Annotated in this window: 18 protein-coding genes; 4 read left to right on the forward strand and 14 right to left on the reverse strand. The window is 54.3% G+C overall.

Going from position 1 to position 16,657, the window contains the following annotated elements; translation table 11 throughout:
- Position 1: 1 nt before the first annotated feature.
- The 12 genes from TX77_RS00960 to TX77_RS01015 form a co-directional block, all read right to left on the reverse strand.
- On the reverse strand, positions 2-883 hold the full coding sequence (locus TX77_RS00960) for a DMT family transporter (RefSeq protein WP_049917256.1): 882 nt from the start codon (positions 881-883) through the stop codon (positions 2-4).
- A gap of 115 nt (positions 884-998) precedes the next feature.
- Positions 999-1,604, reverse strand: coding sequence for a nucleotidyltransferase family protein (locus TX77_RS00965; RefSeq protein WP_044502949.1), 606 nt, complete (start codon positions 1,602-1,604; stop codon positions 999-1,001).
- Entirely contained in the window at positions 1,601-2,260 is a 660-nt protein-coding gene (yqeC, locus tag TX77_RS00970; protein ID WP_044502950.1) for a selenium cofactor biosynthesis protein YqeC, read from the reverse strand. The genes TX77_RS00965 and yqeC overlap by 4 nt, the downstream gene beginning before the upstream one ends.
- Positions 2,257-3,309, reverse strand: a complete 1,053-nt coding sequence (locus TX77_RS00975) for an XdhC family protein (RefSeq protein WP_044503003.1) — start codon at positions 3,307-3,309, stop codon at positions 2,257-2,259. Before TX77_RS00975 ends, yqeC begins: the two co-directional genes overlap by 4 nt.
- 5 nt (positions 3,310-3,314) lie before the next feature.
- The gene (locus TX77_RS00980; RefSeq protein WP_044502951.1) at positions 3,315-4,355 is read right to left on the reverse strand and encodes a sulfate/molybdate ABC transporter ATP-binding protein; all 1,041 of its coding nucleotides are present in this window, start codon (positions 4,353-4,355) and stop codon (positions 3,315-3,317) included.
- Complete coding sequence (gene modB, locus TX77_RS00985) at positions 4,352-5,023, reverse strand: molybdate ABC transporter permease subunit (RefSeq protein WP_044502952.1); 672 nt, start codon at positions 5,021-5,023, stop codon at positions 4,352-4,354. Before modB ends, TX77_RS00980 begins: the two co-directional genes overlap by 4 nt.
- A 12-nt stretch (positions 5,024-5,035) precedes the next feature.
- A complete protein-coding gene (gene modA / locus TX77_RS00990) occupies positions 5,036-5,881 on the reverse strand; it encodes a molybdate ABC transporter substrate-binding protein (protein WP_044502953.1) in 846 nt (281 codons plus the stop codon).
- 40 nt (positions 5,882-5,921) lie between these two features.
- Positions 5,922-6,857 carry an MOSC domain-containing protein gene (locus TX77_RS00995; protein WP_044502954.1) on the reverse strand — a complete coding sequence of 312 codons (936 nt, stop codon included), beginning with the start codon at positions 6,855-6,857 and terminating at the stop codon, positions 5,922-5,924.
- Between the two features lie 4 nt (positions 6,858-6,861).
- A complete protein-coding gene (gene moaA, locus TX77_RS01000) occupies positions 6,862-7,839 on the reverse strand; it encodes a GTP 3',8-cyclase MoaA (protein ID WP_044502955.1) in 978 nt (325 codons plus the stop codon).
- Complete coding sequence (gene moaC, locus TX77_RS01005) at positions 7,829-8,326, reverse strand: cyclic pyranopterin monophosphate synthase MoaC (protein ID WP_044502956.1); 498 nt, start codon at positions 8,324-8,326, stop codon at positions 7,829-7,831. The genes moaA and moaC overlap by 11 nt, the downstream gene beginning before the upstream one ends.
- Before the next feature lie 8 nt (positions 8,327-8,334).
- On the reverse strand, positions 8,335-9,354 hold the full coding sequence (locus TX77_RS01010; RefSeq protein ID WP_044502957.1) for a molybdopterin-binding protein: 1,020 nt from the start codon (positions 9,352-9,354) through the stop codon (positions 8,335-8,337).
- Positions 9,355-9,360: 6 nt separating this feature from the next.
- Positions 9,361-9,738, reverse strand: coding sequence for a winged helix-turn-helix domain-containing protein (locus TX77_RS01015; RefSeq protein ID WP_044502958.1), 378 nt, complete (start codon positions 9,736-9,738; stop codon positions 9,361-9,363).
- Positions 9,739-9,955: 217 nt separating this feature from the next.
- Here TX77_RS01015 and TX77_RS01020 point away from each other — a divergent pair, with 217 nt between their 5' ends.
- The 4 genes from TX77_RS01020 to TX77_RS01035 all read left to right on the forward strand — a co-directional run bounded on the left by TX77_RS01020 (position 9,956) and on the right by TX77_RS01035 (position 15,051).
- Positions 9,956-10,981 (forward strand): molybdopterin-guanine dinucleotide biosynthesis protein MobB, encoded by a 1,026-nt coding sequence (locus TX77_RS01020; RefSeq protein ID WP_044502959.1) that lies wholly within the window; start codon positions 9,956-9,958, stop codon positions 10,979-10,981.
- A 116-nt stretch (positions 10,982-11,097) separates the two neighbouring features.
- Complete coding sequence (fdhF, locus tag TX77_RS01025) at positions 11,098-13,302, forward strand: formate dehydrogenase subunit alpha (protein ID WP_044502960.1); 2,205 nt, start codon at positions 11,098-11,100, stop codon at positions 13,300-13,302.
- A complete protein-coding gene (locus tag TX77_RS01030) occupies positions 13,295-13,738 on the forward strand; it encodes a 4Fe-4S dicluster domain-containing protein (RefSeq protein WP_230197984.1) in 444 nt (147 codons plus the stop codon). Before fdhF ends, TX77_RS01030 begins: the two co-directional genes overlap by 8 nt.
- Positions 13,739-13,833: 95 nt before the next feature.
- Positions 13,834-15,051: a molybdopterin molybdotransferase MoeA gene (locus TX77_RS01035; RefSeq protein ID WP_044502961.1), complete on the forward strand. Its 1,218-nt coding sequence runs from the start codon at positions 13,834-13,836 to the stop codon at positions 15,049-15,051.
- A gap of 2 nt (positions 15,052-15,053) precedes the next feature.
- Here the strand turns inward: TX77_RS01035 and TX77_RS01040 are convergent, their stop codons facing one another.
- Positions 15,054-15,770, reverse strand: a complete 717-nt coding sequence (locus tag TX77_RS01040; protein ID WP_044502962.1) for a formate dehydrogenase accessory sulfurtransferase FdhD — start codon at positions 15,768-15,770, stop codon at positions 15,054-15,056.
- A 21-nt stretch (positions 15,771-15,791) separates the two neighbouring features.
- Positions 15,792-16,640 carry a selenium-dependent molybdenum cofactor biosynthesis protein YqeB gene (yqeB, locus tag TX77_RS01045; RefSeq protein WP_044502963.1) on the reverse strand — a complete coding sequence of 283 codons (849 nt, stop codon included), beginning with the start codon at positions 16,638-16,640 and terminating at the stop codon, positions 15,792-15,794.
- Positions 16,641-16,657: the final 17 nt, after the last annotated feature.

Genomic DNA, 16,657 nt, shown 5'->3' on the forward strand with positions numbered 1-16,657 from the left:
CTCACAGCTCCCCGGCTGTCACTTTGGCCGTTTTCCCTTGCCGAACGATGCAGACGATACCGATTAAAATCATGACCATGCCGATGAGGGTCATCATCGTCAGCGGTTCATCCAGGACCAAGACGCCGCTGATGACGCCGACGACGGGAACGCCGAGGATGGCGATTGCCGCCTTGGCCGCTTCGATTTGAGTCAACAGATAGTTCCACATGAAAAAGGCCAGGGCCGAAGCCAGGACTCCGTTATAGAACAGACAGCCCACGGCCAAGGGCGTCCACTGAATCGTCCCGTTCTCCATGACAGCCGCCTGAAGCCCCAATGCCAAGGCGCCGACGACCATCTGCCACGTCGTGTATTGAATGAGGTTACAGTCATTAGACTTCATGCGGCGGTCCTGAATTTTAACGATAATCCCAGCTGCCGCCCAGGCCGCCGCACCGATCAAAGTCAGTACGACAAGGGATACATCGCCGCCGCTGTCGACATTCATGAGGAGACACATACCGGCCATACTGACGATGATGCCCATGACTTTTCGCCGCGTCAAGTGCTCGCCTAAGAAGAAATGCGCCATCAAGGCCATCCACACGGGCATGCTGTAATTGAGGACGGCGACCAAGCCCGCTCCGAGGGTTACCATGCCGATTTGAATGGCCGCCGTATTGACGGCAATCTGCAAAAATCCCGTAATGGCAATCCACGGCCAATAGCGACGCGGCGGTATCGGCAGTTTCAACCAAAAACAGACCGCCAACAGTACCAAGGCCCCGATAATGAATCGGTAGCAGGAAAAGGTAACCGGCGGAAAAAAGAGATTGGCTTCTTTCATGACGACCCAGTTGAAGCCCCAAACCAGATAAATGGCAGATAATAACTTAATCACCGCACTCCCTCCCATGACAAGTATATATCTCCATTATAACGGTTCGCATCCGATTTGTCGCGGTCAAGATATACCATGTATCTTATAAGTCGATGTATGCCGATAATTTAAATCATTATATGGATAATCTAGTCGTTACCGCAGCCATGTCGTCTCGGGTGTCGACATCGAAGAGTTCGGCCGCATCGCCGGGATGACAGACCCAGGTATGATCCGACTGAATCAGATGACGGCCCCCGACATCACCGGAAAGAGCTAAGAGTTCATCTTTGCAGGAGGCTCGGAACAAGGCCGGGCTGCACCGCCGCTCCCCATTGTGCATACAGCCGACAGCCGTACCGGAGGCGATAAATTGACGCAAAAAGAGAGAAATCGTCTGCCCCGTCAAGAGTGGCTGGTCTGCCGGGAAAAAGCCCCAAACATCCCGGTCGGGATAAGTGCCGACGCCGATTCGAATCGAAGCGGCCATGCCTTCTAAGGCCTGAGGGTTCCAAAGGACGTCGATATGTTTTCTTCGGCAGGCCTCGGCAATGTCATCATGGGCGGTAACGACGGCGACGGAACAGTCAATACCGGACAATGGCAAAAAAGCCTGTGCCCCCTGACACAGGCTGGTAAGCCCATAGGAATATAAAGGTCGGCCCGCTGCCACCGCCGATAGTTTATTGCCTCCGAAACGACGGCCAAAGCCCGACGCCATAAGGATTAACTGTATCTTCACGGTAGATTCCTCGCTTCCTCTTCATAGGCCGTCATACGTCCCGGCCGCGACAGATGCTGCAAGATTCGATGGCCGCATCGGCGAAGAGATTCGTCATCAGCCTGATTCAGGATGACCGTCGTCCGGTCCCGAAAAGTACCGAGACGAGCTAAACAGCCTTCCTCCATAATGCGGGCCAAGAGTTTTTCTGTAATGACCGCATCGTCCGAAAGTCCTAATAATTCATAGCGAAAACAGGCCTCACCGACAGTCTGTCCCAGTGCCGAGAGTCCGGCCAGACAGTAAACGGCATCGCTGTTTTCGGGAATCACCGGTTCATGAGGTCCCATGACCTTCAAAGGCATGCGACGCGATCCGTCGCCTTCGACTAAAACGAGGTCTGAAAGCTCGCAAAGAGCCTCATAAACACCATCGCCGGGATAGGTTATTTTCCCATTATCAAGGGCTGTGCCGACGACGATAATGCCGTCCCTCTGCCACTGCTCCTTCCAGCCCGCCGGCAGGTCACCGGGGACGAATCCCTGTCGCGGCCGCATCATATGAGTCGTCGTAACGACAGCCACTTTTTTTCCTAATTGCCGCGCCTTCAAGGCCCGAAAAAAAATCGTCGTCGTCTTGCCCCCGGCCCCGACGTAGGTCTCGACACGGGCCGTCATAAGGACTTGGGCCGGTGTTTTTCCCGCCCTTCCCGCCTGGCTCGGACGGCGATCATTTCAGCGGCAATACTAATGGCGATTTCAGCCGGCGTTTCCGCTGAAATAGCCAGGCCGATGGGACCATAGCAGGCGTCGATATCGGCTTCGGAAAATCCGTCGGCCAAGAGTTTCCCTTTAACAAAGGCCAATTTGCGGCGACTGCCAATGACGCCGAGATAGTGGGGCCGAATAGGCAGGATCTGCCGCTGAACGTCGTAATCACCGTGGTGGCCGCGGGTCATGACGCAAACGTAATCATCGGCCGTGATGCCAAGGTCTTCCGGCAGTTCCCGATAATCGACCAGACGCACCGCCGCGGCCTGGGGAAATAAATCGCCCTTTGCAAATTCCGGCCGGTCGTCGATGACGATACAGGAAAAATCGATGCCCGAAAGAACGGGTACCAGGGCCTGAGCCACATGGCCGCCGCCAAAGATAAAGACCCGACCCGGCAACGCCAAACGCTCATGATACAGGCAGCCGTCTCCGACATCCGTCATCCCGGCAGGATGACTACGGCACCAGGCGGCATCGATGGACTGTAGGGACGCCATCTTGCCGCAGCCGATCACCGAATCAGTAAGGAGGGCCATGCCCCAATGATTCACGTCGCCGATATCAAAGACCAGCCACGAAGCAGTCTTATGCTGTAAGGCTGAGATCATCGCTGCCAGTACCTCAAGGACCTTCGGCAAAGCCGGGTCGAAGTACTGGCAAAATACCGTCAATTCGCCGCCGCAGGCAGCATCGATGTCTTCCACGTCATTGGGATGAAGAATAAGACGGCGAAAGTCAGACCGTTTTTCAGCCAAACAGGCTTTGCCGCATTCAATGGCCAAGTGCTCCTGATAGCCGCCGCCGACCGTCCCCATCGTCGTTCCATCAACAAAGACGACCTGATGGCTTCCGATACCGCGCGGCGTCGAACCTTTTCGCTCAACAACGGTCAGGAGAACAGCCGGGCGGCCGGCCTTTAGATTTTCATATAATGCTGTATATATCCGTTCCATAATCATCACCTGTAAAGTAGTAAAATATCGTCACCCCTAAGTGTTAAGCGGTCCGGCAGGATATCGGGCCGATCCGGTTTGGCAAAGCGCCACCAAATATCGGGCGTCGCCAGAGACTGACGGGGATAACGGAATTTAACGATCCATTCAAAAGGCTGTTCAATCTCTTCCGTAATGACGATGGGCAGGGAATTTGCTCCTTCGCCGCCGTGAAATGCGTGCGCTCTGATTCCGATAGCGCAGAGATCGTCCCCGACAGGTCGTCCTTCCGTCTGAAGGGTGACTTGCCAATCGGGGATGAACACCGATTCCGCTCCGCATTTTCTGGCCGAGACGATATTCTTACAGCCCGTCAAAACAGCTGCCGCCCTGGACCGGGGATTGGCAAAGAGTTCCTTTGTCGGCCCGACAGCCGACACCCGGCCGCCATCGAGGACGGCAATGGAATGGCAGAGCTGATAGGCCTCATCGCGGCTGTGGGTAACTAAGATAACATCCTTGGGAAATTCTGCCAAGAGAGCCTTCAGTTCCGTAATGACTTTTTCCTTTAAATAACTGTCCAAGGCACTGAAAGGTTCATCCAATAGGAGAATATCCGGTTCATTTACCAGAATTCTTGCCAAAGCGACCCGCTGCTGCTGACCACCGGACAGCTCTGCCGGCTTCTGCCCTTCAAGGCCCGTAAGGCGCATGCGCTCCATCATGGACTTCACCTGCTTCCGAGCCAGGTCCCTTGTCGACGAGCGGACGCCGCAGCGAATATTTTCTTCGACAGTCATGTTGGGAAATAAGGCATAATGCTGAAAAAGATACCCTACCCGCCGCCGGGCAACCGGGACGTCGATGCCTCGTTTACGATCAAAGAAGATCCTCCCTCCGACGGAGATGTGTCCTTCATCAGGCGTTTCAATGCCGGCCACGCACTGCAGTGTTTTGCTCTTCCCGCAGCCGGAAGCCCCGAGAATCCCGAGGATACCGCCTTGATGATGAAGGGCTACATCGAGGGTAAAGGACCCCCAGTTTTTATAGACCGAAATATCAATCACGCCGGGCGCCTCCTTTCACGGTTACGCTGTTCAAAGAGGTTGACCGTCATCAAGACGACGGCACTGATGGCGATGTTGACCAAGACCCAAATGAAGGCACTGTACTCATCATTGGTCCGCCATAATTGGTACACCGTCGTCGAAATGGTCGCCGTATGCTTGGGGATATAGCCGATAAGCATGCTCGTCGCCCCATATTCGCCGAGAGCTCTGGCAAAGGCCAGGACCGTGCCGGCCATGATGCCCTGTTTGCAGTAGGGCATGCGGATATGCCAGAAAATAAAGGTGTCCGACAACCCCAAGGTCTTTCCACTCCAAGCCAGTGTTTCATCGAAGCTTTCAAAAGCCCCCCGCGCCGTGCGGTACATGAGGGGAAAGGCGACGACAGCCGATGCCAGGACGCCGCCGTACCAGGTCATGACGAAGCGGATGCCGGCCTCATTGAGAAAGATGCCGACGGGATGCTGAAGTCCAAAGACCAAGAGCAGCAGCCAGCCGCAGACCGTCGGCGGCAACACCAGGGGCAGTGTCAGGACGACGTCGAGAATTCCTTTTAAGACCCGCGGCAGCCGTGCCACATAGTAAGCCAAGGCGATGCCGCTGAAAAAGACGATGACGCAGGCGATAGCCGCAATGCGCAGGCTGTTCCAAAGGGGATACCAATCCATAGTCGACCACCTTTAGCCGACGGGGCTGAACCCGACGCGCTGGAAGATTTTCATCGCTTCGGCACCCTTGAGATAATTCAAGAAATCCTGTGCCTCTTGAGGATGTCGGCTGTGCTTCATGACCGCTGCCGGATAGATGACCTGGCCGCACATGTCTTTCGTCGCTTCATCGAGCGGTTTCAAATTAGCACTGAAAGCGTCCGTCGCATAGATGACACCGGCATCGGCACTGCCTTCCCGGACTTGAGTCGTGACCTCCTTGACGTTGGAACCGTAGGTAATGTGACCGGCCTCGGCAATGGCCTGTTCATCGAGGTTGTAGAATTTCAAGATTTTCTGCGTATACTGACCGACCGGAACGTCGCTGTTGCCCATAACCAGACGGATGGAACCGTCTCTTAATTTCGCGGCCATGTCATTGAAATTCTGAATGCCCTTGGGATTCCCTTCCGGCGTGACCAAGACGACCTTATTTTCCAAGAGGTCGATGCGACTGTCGCTCATGATGAAATCGAGTTTATCGGGATTATCCTTGCCGTCTTTGGCAGCATCGAGCTGATTCATCTGCTTCTGCGCTGCTGAAATGAACAAGTCGCAGTCGGCGCCGTTTTGAATCTGCGTTTTCAACGTTCCCGACGAATCAAAGTTAAAGGAAATTTCGACATTCGGATGCTCTTTCTGATACTGTTCGGCATTTTGGGTCATCGTTTCCGTCATGCTGGCTGCCGCAAATACCGTCAAATGAACTTTTTCACCATTGCCGGCACCCGGGGCTGCTTGTTTTTCCGCTCCGCAGCCGACCAAGACGAAAGCCATCATCCCAGCTAACACCGCCGCTGCTGCTTTTTTCCATATCATGGTCATGCATCTCCTTTATAAAAATGGCGTTTATGTAAATTTACTTGCGAGCGCAGTCAGAAACACCGCCGCGAAGTAAATCCAACCCGTGAGGAATGGTCTCTAAAAAGACATCCATGCATTCTTGACAAGCCTTAGGACTGCCGGGCAGATTGATGATCAAGGTTTTCTTACGGATCACACTGACGGCCCGGGACAGCATGGCCCTCTGTGTGACCTTCATCGACGCCGCTCGGATGGCCTCGGCAATCCCCGGCACCTGACGGTCGGCAACGGCAATTGTCGATTCCGGGGTAACGTCGCGCTGGCCAAAACCGGTACCGCCCGTCGTCAAAATGAGATCGACTTGACGCTGGTCTGCCAGTTGGCGCAGATGTTGCTCCAATTCGTCCCGTCCATCGGGGAGGAGAATCGTTTCGACGACGTCATAGCCTTCCTGTTCCAACCTTTTAACGATGACCGGACCGCTTTCGTCTTGGCGCAGTCCCTGAGAGCCCTTATCGGAAAGAGTAATAACCGCTGCCTGGTACGGTCGTTTTTCCCCTCGTTCTACTTCTACCATCTCGTCTCCCGGATGGATGACACCGCCCTCCAGGACTTTAGCAAAGACACCTTCCCGTGGCATAATACAGTCGCCAACGGCTTCATATACCGCACAGTGACTGTGGCAGGCCTTGCCGATTTGAGTGATTTCCAGCAAGACGTCCCCGCAGCGAAGCAGGGTTCCTACCGGAAGTTTTGAAAAGATAAAGCCGTCAACGACCAGATTTTCGCCAAAGGCTCCAAATTCCACGTTGCCGCCGCGGCGACGGAAGTCTTCAATGCTTTCAAGCCCCAGCAGACTGACTTGGCGATGCCAGTGACCGGCATGGGCATCGCCTTCTAACCCCCAATCGACCTTAAAACGCCCTTCGGGGATGACGCTTTTGGCGATTCCCCGAACGTCGCTGCTACAAATGGCCTGTATTTTTCCCATTTTCTTATCCTCCGATCTGACTCATCATTTTATGCTCGCTAATGGCCGCTTTCTCGCCAAAACAGTGTTTCGCCGGCTTTTCGTAAACGGCCCTCTCGATGGCTTCCGTCAAGGCCTGCTGCATCTCAATCTGCGGACGTCCGCTGCGGATGATGTTCCGTAAATCGACGCCGTCATCATAACAGAGACAGGGTTTTAAAAAGCCCGTACTGGTCAGGCGCAAGCGATTGCAGGACGCGCAGAAAGCGTGGCTGTTGGCGGCAATAAAGCCGATTCGCCCGTAAAGATACCGGCTCTTATAATAGTCTGCCGGGCCGTTCCCTCGCACTTCATCGGTCGCCGCAAGGTCCGGATAGGAACGGCGCAAGACTTTCAGGCAATCATCGCGAGTGAGTCCGGCCAGGGTCGTCCCAAAACCAATGGGCATGAGCTCGATAAACCGGACGTCGACGGCCAGCGACTGCGCGAGTTCTGCCAATTTTACGATTTGATTTCTCGTTTCAGCCAGCAATACGGCGTTTACTTTGACGTTTACACCTGCTTCTACGGCGGCATGGAGTGCCTTAAGGACGACGGACAAGTCTCCGCCGCCGGTAATCCGTCTGTACTGCTCGGCATCTAAGGTATCCAAACTGATGTTGATCCCGTCAATGCCAAAATCGGACAACGCCGGCAAATCTTTTTCCAGCAGCATCCCATTGGTGGTCATCGTTACCGAGCGGACACCGTCGAGGCCTTTCAAGGCTCGTATGAAATCGACGGCACCTCGCCGAACCAGGGGCTCGCCGCCGGTGATCTTAAAGCGGTCGATGCCCAGCTTCAGCGCAGCTTTACAGACAATCATCATTTCCTCATAGCGTAGGACCGCATCATGGCCGACGCTTTCGACGTCATCCGGCATGCAGTATCGGCAGCGAAGGTTGCAGCGGTCCGTCAGCGACAGGCGGAGATAATCAATGGTCCGCCCCCATCTATCCTTCATGGTCAGAGCCTCCATCGTATTGGAAATGGCCGCTTTTTCCACCTATTTTTTCGACGAGATGAATGTCTTTCAGGCACATTTTTTTATCGACAGCCTTACACATGTCGTAAACCGTGAGTAAGGCCGTCGACACACCGGTCAGGGCCTCCATTTCGACGCCGGTCTTGCCGTCGCACTTAACGGTGCAGCGGCCTTCGATTTCACAGACATCGTCATGAAAAATAAATTCGATGCCGCATTTTGTAAGGTTTAAGATATGGCAGAGCGGAATGAGTTCACTCGTCCGCTTGGCGCCCATAATCCCGGCAACGCGGGCGACGCCGAGGACGTCGCCTTTTTTCATAGCGCCGGCTTTCACGGCATCATAACACTCACGGCTCATCGAAATACGGCCGCAGGCTATGGCCGTCCGCGACGTCACCGTCTTTCCACTGACGTCGACCATGACGGCATCGCCATTCTTGTCAATATGTGTAAACGGGTTCACAAGAACACCTACTTTCCAAAACCACAGTTCGGGAAGGTACAGACCGGACAGTTCAGACACAGTCCGCCTTCGCCCAGACGAGACAAATCGGAAGCCTTTACAGGAACATCGGCCATGAGCGACGGCAGGACGAGATCAAAAATCGTCCGTTTGGCATACATGACGCAGCCCGGAAGGCCGACGATAGGTCGATTGTCGTCCGTATAGGCCAGTAAAAACATGGCTCCCGGCAATACCGGTGCGCCATAGGAAACGATGCGGGCCCCAGTGTTTTTAATGGCCAACGGCGTCTGATCATCGGGATCGACACTCATGCCACCCGTACAGAAAACCATATCCATGCCGGCGTCAAGCATCTCCCGGATAGCCGCCGTAATGGCTGCCGGATCGTCAGCCAGGACCTTGTGCATGGCCATTTTCGCATCGAATTCAGCCAGCTTACTTTCAATGACCGGCGTAAACGTATCTTCAATGCGGCCATGAAAGACTTCATTGCCCGTCGTGACGACGCCGGCCCGTTTCTTATGAAAAGGGTGGACATCGAGCAGCGGCAAGGGACCTGCCACGGCCTTGGCCTTGGCCATTTTTTCTTTTTTTATAATCAAGGGAATGATCCGGGTTCCGGCCAATTTATCGCCCTTGCGAACGGTAAAGCCGCCGTGACGGGTAGCAATCATCATCTCGCCTAAGGAATTGACCGCTTCCAAACCTTGACGGTGAATGGTCAGCACACCATCACAGTCGGCAATGAGTTCGATTTTCCCTTCCTTAGGCTCGCTGCCATGCATGTTGGCCCCCATACAGATGTCCCGCAGAATGGCCGCCCCTTCATTTTCATGGTAAACGGTGTCATCATTTTCCCAGATATAGACATGGTCTTTTCCGACCGATAGCAAAACGGGGATGTCCTCCTTGGTGATGATGTGCCCTTTACGAAACACCGGCGCTTTGGTAACGCCGCGGATAATCTGCGTAATATCGTGGCAGAGAATATGACCGACAGCGTCTTCCGTTTTCATCATTTTCATAACGTTCTAGCCTCTCATTTCTCTTAATTTTTGTAATTCTTCATCATTGAATAACTCGCCGAACTGTCGAGCCGCTACAGCTCGGACGGCCTCGTTCATGTGCCGGTAACGCTTGAGTATTTCTTCGGCCTGTCCGGTCAGGACCGACCGTCCCCCGTCTTTTCCGCCGACATAGCGGCGAATGAGGGGAAAACCCCAAATGGCCTCGGCGTCGCGCATGATCGTCCACGCCTTTGAATAAGACATATTCATGTCTCTAGCAGCTCCCTGGAGCGAACCACGGCGGCGAACGCCGTCTAAGAGCTCGGCCACGCCGGGTCCGAAAGCCCGCTTGTCGCCCAACAGACACATAATGACCTTATAGTGAAGCTTTTGCCCTTCCATGAACGCCTCCCTGCATCGTTATTCGCAAGTTCAAATAACGGATAAAAAAAGTAAATCCGGCAGTTCATCGACTGCCAGCTTCGACTAAACTCATTATACATTAAAATCTGTTAGCTTTCCATACTTTTTTTGTGGAAACTTCCAGTCAACTTCCTCACCTTATCACATAAAATCATGGTATAATATAATTATATTATAATAAAGGACGTGATAGAGGATGATAAAATATTCACATCGTTTCTCCCTGGGCCTGATTATCCTGGCCGGGGGCGAAAGTTCTCGCATGGGCCACGATAAGGCAACCCTGCCTTGGAACGGAACGGATTTGCTGACCGATTTATTGCTTCGCAGTCAGCGCGCGCCTTTTGCAGAACGCATCGTCTCCATCAACCGGGATTACTCGCCCAAGAACCTGCCGGCCAAGCTCGCCCGTACGGTCCGCACCATCGCCGACAACGTCCAACACTGCGGTCCCCTGGGCGGACTGGAAGCAGCCATGCGCGACGGCGAATGCGACTACTATTTGGTGCTGTCTGTCGACCTTCCCTTTTACGATTTCTCGCCGATTTCGGACATTCTCCGCCCCGTTCGCCGAGCCCCCGAATTGATGGCCGTTATTCCCCGGACAAAAGACGGCCGAGATCAACCCTTAGCCGCTCTTTACAGCCGAGAATTAGTTCCGGCCATTGCCCGGCAGCTTCAGACCGGAAACTACTGTCTACAGGAATTTCTGCAGACGATTCCTACGGCTACCCTGAAATCGTGTCGACCGGCTCTGTACCTCAACGTCAATACCATGTCTGACTACGAAGCTGCCAAAGGCCGTGCCGCCAACAGCCGGCGCAAAATTCCTGTCGTCACCCTGACGGCCCCGAATTCGGGAGATGGAAAAACGACGGCCGCCGAAACGGCCATTGCCGAACTGACACGCCGCGGATACCACGTCGCCTACATAAAAAGCACGCACCACACGGACTGTCGTCCCAAGGCCGGTTCCGACACGGACCGGGCCAGATGTGCCGGTGCCGTCTCGGCCTGTCTCTGCAGCCCCGATATGATCGGACCGGAAGCGCAAAAAGAAGATGTCATCTTTAATATGACACAACAACAGCTAGCCGATTTAGTTCTTGTCGAAAGTCACAGCCACGGACCATTTCCACAGATCGATATCCAGCAAGCTGATTCCGCGAATATAGTCAATCATATCTTATTCCTCACGGGATACCGTTCGTCGGAAATATAAGCCCTTAGTGATTATGTAATTGCATCTCGCAGACAGAAGTTCTACTATGGTAGCATAGCTTTACATCCTGCCCGTGATGTACAAAAATCAGTTGAACCCAAAAGCGAGGTGTTACTATGAATACTCATAAAAACATTGACACAGTCTGTCCCTACTGCGGGTCAGGCTGTGTCATTACTTGTACGGTAGACACAGAAACGAATCGTGTCATTGAAGCAAAAGGATCTCCGGAAGGCGTCAACAACGAAGGCCGCCTTTGCTTAAAAGGCCTTTATGGCTGGGACTACCTGAATGATCCTCAAATTCTTACCAAGCGAATCCGCCATCCGATGATCCGCAAGGACGGCAAACAAAGTCCCTTAGTCGAAGTATCTTGGCAGGAGGCTATCGAATACACGGCATCGCGGCTCAAAGCCATCATCAAAGAGTATGGCCCCGACGCCGTCATGGGTGCCGGTTCGGCCCGCGGTCCGGGCAACGAAACGGCTTATATTACCCAGAAATTCATGCGCGCCGTCATCGGCACCAATAACGTCGACCACTGCGCCCGCATCTGCCACGGCGCCTCCGTTGCCGGCCTTAGCCAATCGGTCGGTGAAGGTGCCATGTCAGTCAGCATTCCGGAAATCGAAGATGCCGAAGTCATTTTCAACATCGGTTACAATGCGCCGGTCTCACACCCTATTGTCGCCCGCCGCATCGTCAAAGCGAAGAAGAAAGGCTGTAAAATCATCTGCGTCGACCCCCGCCTGACGGAAATGGGACGGTTGGCCGATATTTACCTCCCGCTAAAAGGCGGTACCAACATGCTCCTGCTCAATGCCATGGCCCATGTCATGGTAACGGAAAACTTAGTCGACCGCGATTTTATCGAAAAGCATACGACAGGTTTCGATGTCTATGCCGAAGAAATTGCACAGGACAAGTACGCCCCGGAAGCCGTGGCCGCCGCAACCCGGTTAGATCCCGACGCGATCCGAAAGGCTGCCCGCCTCTTTGCTTCCTCGAAACACACCGTAACCCTGTGGGGCATGGGCATCACCCAGTTTTCCCAAGGCGTCGAATGCGTCATTGCCTGCTCCAACCTCAGTCTCATGACCGGCAACTACGGCCATTACGCCACCGGTGTCGGCCCGGTCCGAGGCCAAAACAACGTCCAGGGAACCTGTGACATGGGACTCCTGCCCAACCAGTACCCCGGTTATCAGCCCGTAACGGACGAAACCGTCCGCCGAAAATTCGAAAAGGCCTGGGGCTGTGTCCTGCCCGAAAAAGTCGGACTGCCCCTGACCCGCGTCCCGGCCAAGGTCCTCCGTGAAAAGGACCCGAAAAAGCAGATTCATGCTTACTACATCATCGGTGAAGACCCGGCTCAATCGGACCCGGACCTTCCGGAAATCAGACGGACACTCAATGCCATCGATTTCGTCGCCGTTCAAGATATTTTCTTCAACAAAACCTGTGAACACGCCGACGTCGTCTTCCCGGCCACAGCCTGGGGCGAACACGATGCCGTCTACTCCTCCTGCGACCGCCGCTTCCAGCGCGTCCGCAAACTGATCGAGCCGCAGGGCGACTGCAAACCGGACTGGGAAATTCTCTGTCTCTTAGCCACTGCCATGGGCTATCCCATGCAGTACCATAACACGGAAGAAATCTGGGATGAAATGCGGTCTCTCTGTCCAAAGTTTACCGGCGCGACCTATGAAAAGCTGGACGCCAATCACGGGATCCAATGGCCCTGTTTCTCGGAAGACCCAAATGATAAGGGAACACAGTACCTCCATAAAGGCGCTCACTTTGCGACAGACGACGGAAAAGGCCGTTTCTATTACTTCCCGTGGACACCGGTAAAAGAAGTCGAAAACCCCGATTATCCCCTGTCCTTATCGACGGTCCGCGAAGTCGGCCACTATTCCGTTCGAACCATGACCGGCAACTGCCGCCTCCTCGTCGACCTGGCCGATGAACCGGGATACATTCAGATGAATCCCGACGACTGTCAAAGTCTCGATATTGCCGACGGCGACTTAGTCCGAGTCATCTCACGACGCGGACAGACCATCACCCGTTGTCAGGTTTCCGACCGAGTCTCTCAAGGCGCCACGTACATGACCTATCAATGGTGGATCGGCGCCTGCAATGAATTGACCATTTCTGCCTTAGACCCCAAGAGCAGCACGCCGGAATATAAGTACTGTGCCTGCCGCGTCGAAAAAATCGACGACCAAAAACAGGCAGAAATGAGTGTAAAAGCCCAGTACGCCGCCATTCGCAGCCGCATGGGAATTCAATCTGAAGGAGGCCTCGGCCATGTTTAATCATATTAAGACAGATCCGGAACTCTGTATCGGCTGTAAGACCTGCATGGCAGCCTGCGTCGCCAGTCACACCGGCAAGGCCTTATTCGCCATGAAACCAAACAGCTTCGACTTTACGCCGCGCGTTCACGTCGTGTACACGTCAAAAATCACCAAGGCCGTCCAGTGCCAACAGTGTCCGAAACCGCGTTGTCTCGACGCCTGTCCTTTTAACTGCATCTCCCTCGGGGAAGATTCCGTCGTCATCGATGAAGACGCCTGTCGGGGCTGCGGCAAGTGTTCTAAGGCTTGTCCCTTTGACGCCATCACCATGACCCGCATTTATCACGGCAATACCAAGGGCCGCCCATTCCGAATCGTAGCTTATAAATGCGACCTTTGTGAAAACACCGAGACGGGAAAACCGGCTTGTATCCCTGTCCGACAGAAGCCTTAAGTCTCTTCGTCCCTAAAGCCGCCGTTTCGGCAGGTTCCAAGAGGACTCTGACAAAGATATAGTCATTCAAACCAGTATAAAAAGGATATCGAATTATGGAAATCGTAACGATTACCGAAGCAAGGCGCCGTCTCCGCGGCGCCTTGTCTTCCTCCCAAAAAGAAATTGAAACTGTCTCCCCGGAAACTGCCGTCGGCCGCATTACCGCAAAAGACATGACTGCCGCCCATCCCTATCCGCCTTACCGTAAATCGCCCTTCGACGGCTATGCCCTCTGCAGCCATGATCAAAAGACCTACGACGTCGTCGCCACCATCGGGGCCGGCCTCGTCTATGAGGGACCGGTTTTGCCGGGTCAGGCCGTCCGCCTGATGACAGGCTGTGCCGTCCCGGGCGACTGCGACACCGTCATTCCTCAAGAATACACGGTCTTCCAAAATAATCGGATTAAGGTGACAGAAAGCATTCCGCCCGGCAGCAACATTATTCCCGTCGGCGAAGAGTGTCGTGAAGGGGCCGTCATCATCCCCAAGGGAACGAAACTGACAGCCGGCGCCGTCTCCGCCGCTGTCGGCATGGGAAACGCCACCTTTCCGGTCTTCGCCAAAACGAAAATCTTGTTCCTGACGTCAGGAAGGGAGTTAGTCCTCCCCGGTCAGAAGCGACACGACGGGCAGATTTACAACTCCAATGCTTACCTTTTCCGCCCCTTACTGGAAGCGCAAGGTGCAGCCGTTACCTTCTATCATGTTTCAGATGCGCCGGAATGCCTCGACGCCGAAACGGAAAAAGTCCGGGCCTTAAGCCGTGACGCCGACCTCATCATCAGCACCGGCGGCGTATCAGTCGGTCTCTACGACACGATGCCTCAAATCTACGAACGCATCGGTTCCGTCCGGCTTTACAACCGCATCACCATGCGTCCCGGTTCGGCCTCATACGGCGGCGTCATCCAAAGGGATACCGGCAAGCAAACGATGGTCCTCGGCCTATCCGGCAATCCGTCTGCCGCCTTCAACGCCTTCGTGCTCCTGGCCCTCCCCATCGTCCGCCAAATAAATGGTGAAAAAAACAGAGACTTGCCGATCGTCACCTGTCGATTAAGCCATGCCATTCACAAGGAAAATCCCGTCGACCGCTTCGTCCAAGGGCACATTTCCTTTGAAGATGGTAAGGCCGTCTTTACACCGAATACGACTCTCACGTCGAGTGCCCTCTTAGGCCTTGCCCACGTCAATGCCCTGGGCTGCATCAAAAAAGGAACGCCTCCCTTGCCGGAAGGCGCTCCCATCGACGCGATTTTATTATTTTGAGATTACCACCTAATCCGTTCCCCGTGAGCAAAGACCTTAAACGAATCGGGACGCAGCCCACAGACGACGGTAATGCCGTATTTCTCTGCCAAAGCCACGCCTAAACTGGTCGGCAGGGCCCGCGAGGCCAAGAAACGGACGCCCAGGCCGTGGACCTTTTCGATAACCGACTGCGGCACGCGGCCGCTGAATACTAAAACGGCCTGACTGACGTCGATATGGTTCATTTCAACAAAACCGCGCAGTCTGTCGAGAACGTTATGGCGGCCGATATCTTCTGTGTAGACGAGGATTTCGTCGCCCTTTACTAAGGCTCCTTCATGGACGCCGTGCGAGGCATGGTGGGCCGTCGATAAGCTGTCTAAAAGTCCGCCATAAGAGCAGAGCTGCTGTGCCGATATCGGATTAAACGGTTCGTCTCTCGGTGCTTCCACGACGCCTTCCCGGGTCGTCACCCAAGCCGCCCCGTCATGCAGGCTGACGTCAGATAAAACTCTGCCGCCGGCAACCTTCCCCTCAGCCAAACAATAGCCGGCTGCCAGAACATCGACGTCTTCCGGCGAAGATATGAGGGTACTGACCCTCACACCATCGAGATAAAGCGGCGTCATGACCTCAATGGCAATGGCCTGCTTTTTGGGCTCCGCCCCCTGATGATAATCGACATAGGATAAATCCCGGCATGATGCAAAATGGAGTGCATCTTCTTCTCTTTCCATTTAAAACCCCTCGATTCTTATTTAAAACAAATCATCTCGCCCCAACCAAAGGAGGGCCGTCAATACGGCGCCGCCCAAGCTTCGTGCCTTATCCGAAATGGTAAAGCAGTTGTGGTACTCATGCTCACGCGGGTCGATATCGGCAATCTTAAATCCCTTGGACGCGTAATAGCCGTCGCGAATCAAGCCCCTTACGAGTCCCGTTAAGGACGCCGGCACGGGAATTCCCATCGCTTCAGTAATCGCCATTCCGTCGGGAATCGGTACATCCGTCAGGACAGCCATAGGCTGTCCTTTTTTTACGCGGTCGCCAATGCGGACCAAGCCATAGACGAAACCTGCGGCGTCACTGTGGATGACCCGCTCTTTGCCATAGCCGGCAATGATCCCCGGTATGCCCGTATTGGCCGCAGCCGTGCCTTCACGTATGATGCGCCCTAACCGATGGCCTCGCTTCGTTTCAATGACGGCATCGACATCGCGGCCGGCCGTAAATCCCGGACCTAAGGCCACGGTATGTCGCGCCATGCCGCGGTTCGTCCCCAAGTTTTTCTTAGCCAAAATGGCATCGACGACGCCCCAGGGTTGAAGCATGTGAATGCTCTTTCCCTCAGGATCGACGAGAAGAGGTATTTCCTGACGCCCCCAAACCGTCGATAACTCATCGATCGACCGACATCGTCGACAGGTCATATTTTCTACGACAGCCTGTCCGTCATAGACGGCTTCACAAAGAGATACCTGCCGGCGAATCGCCGACGGTCGGTCTGCTTCTAAGATGAGGACGCGAAAACCGGCCTGAAATAAAGCTTGGACGACACCGGTTGCCAAATCGCCGCCGCCGCGAACAATAATCAACGTATCCTTCATAACAATCCTTTCTATAA

The sequence above is a fragment of the Megasphaera massiliensis genome, from assembly GCF_000455225.1.
Classification (GTDB): Bacteria; Bacillota; Negativicutes; order Veillonellales; family Megasphaeraceae; genus Megasphaera; species Megasphaera massiliensis.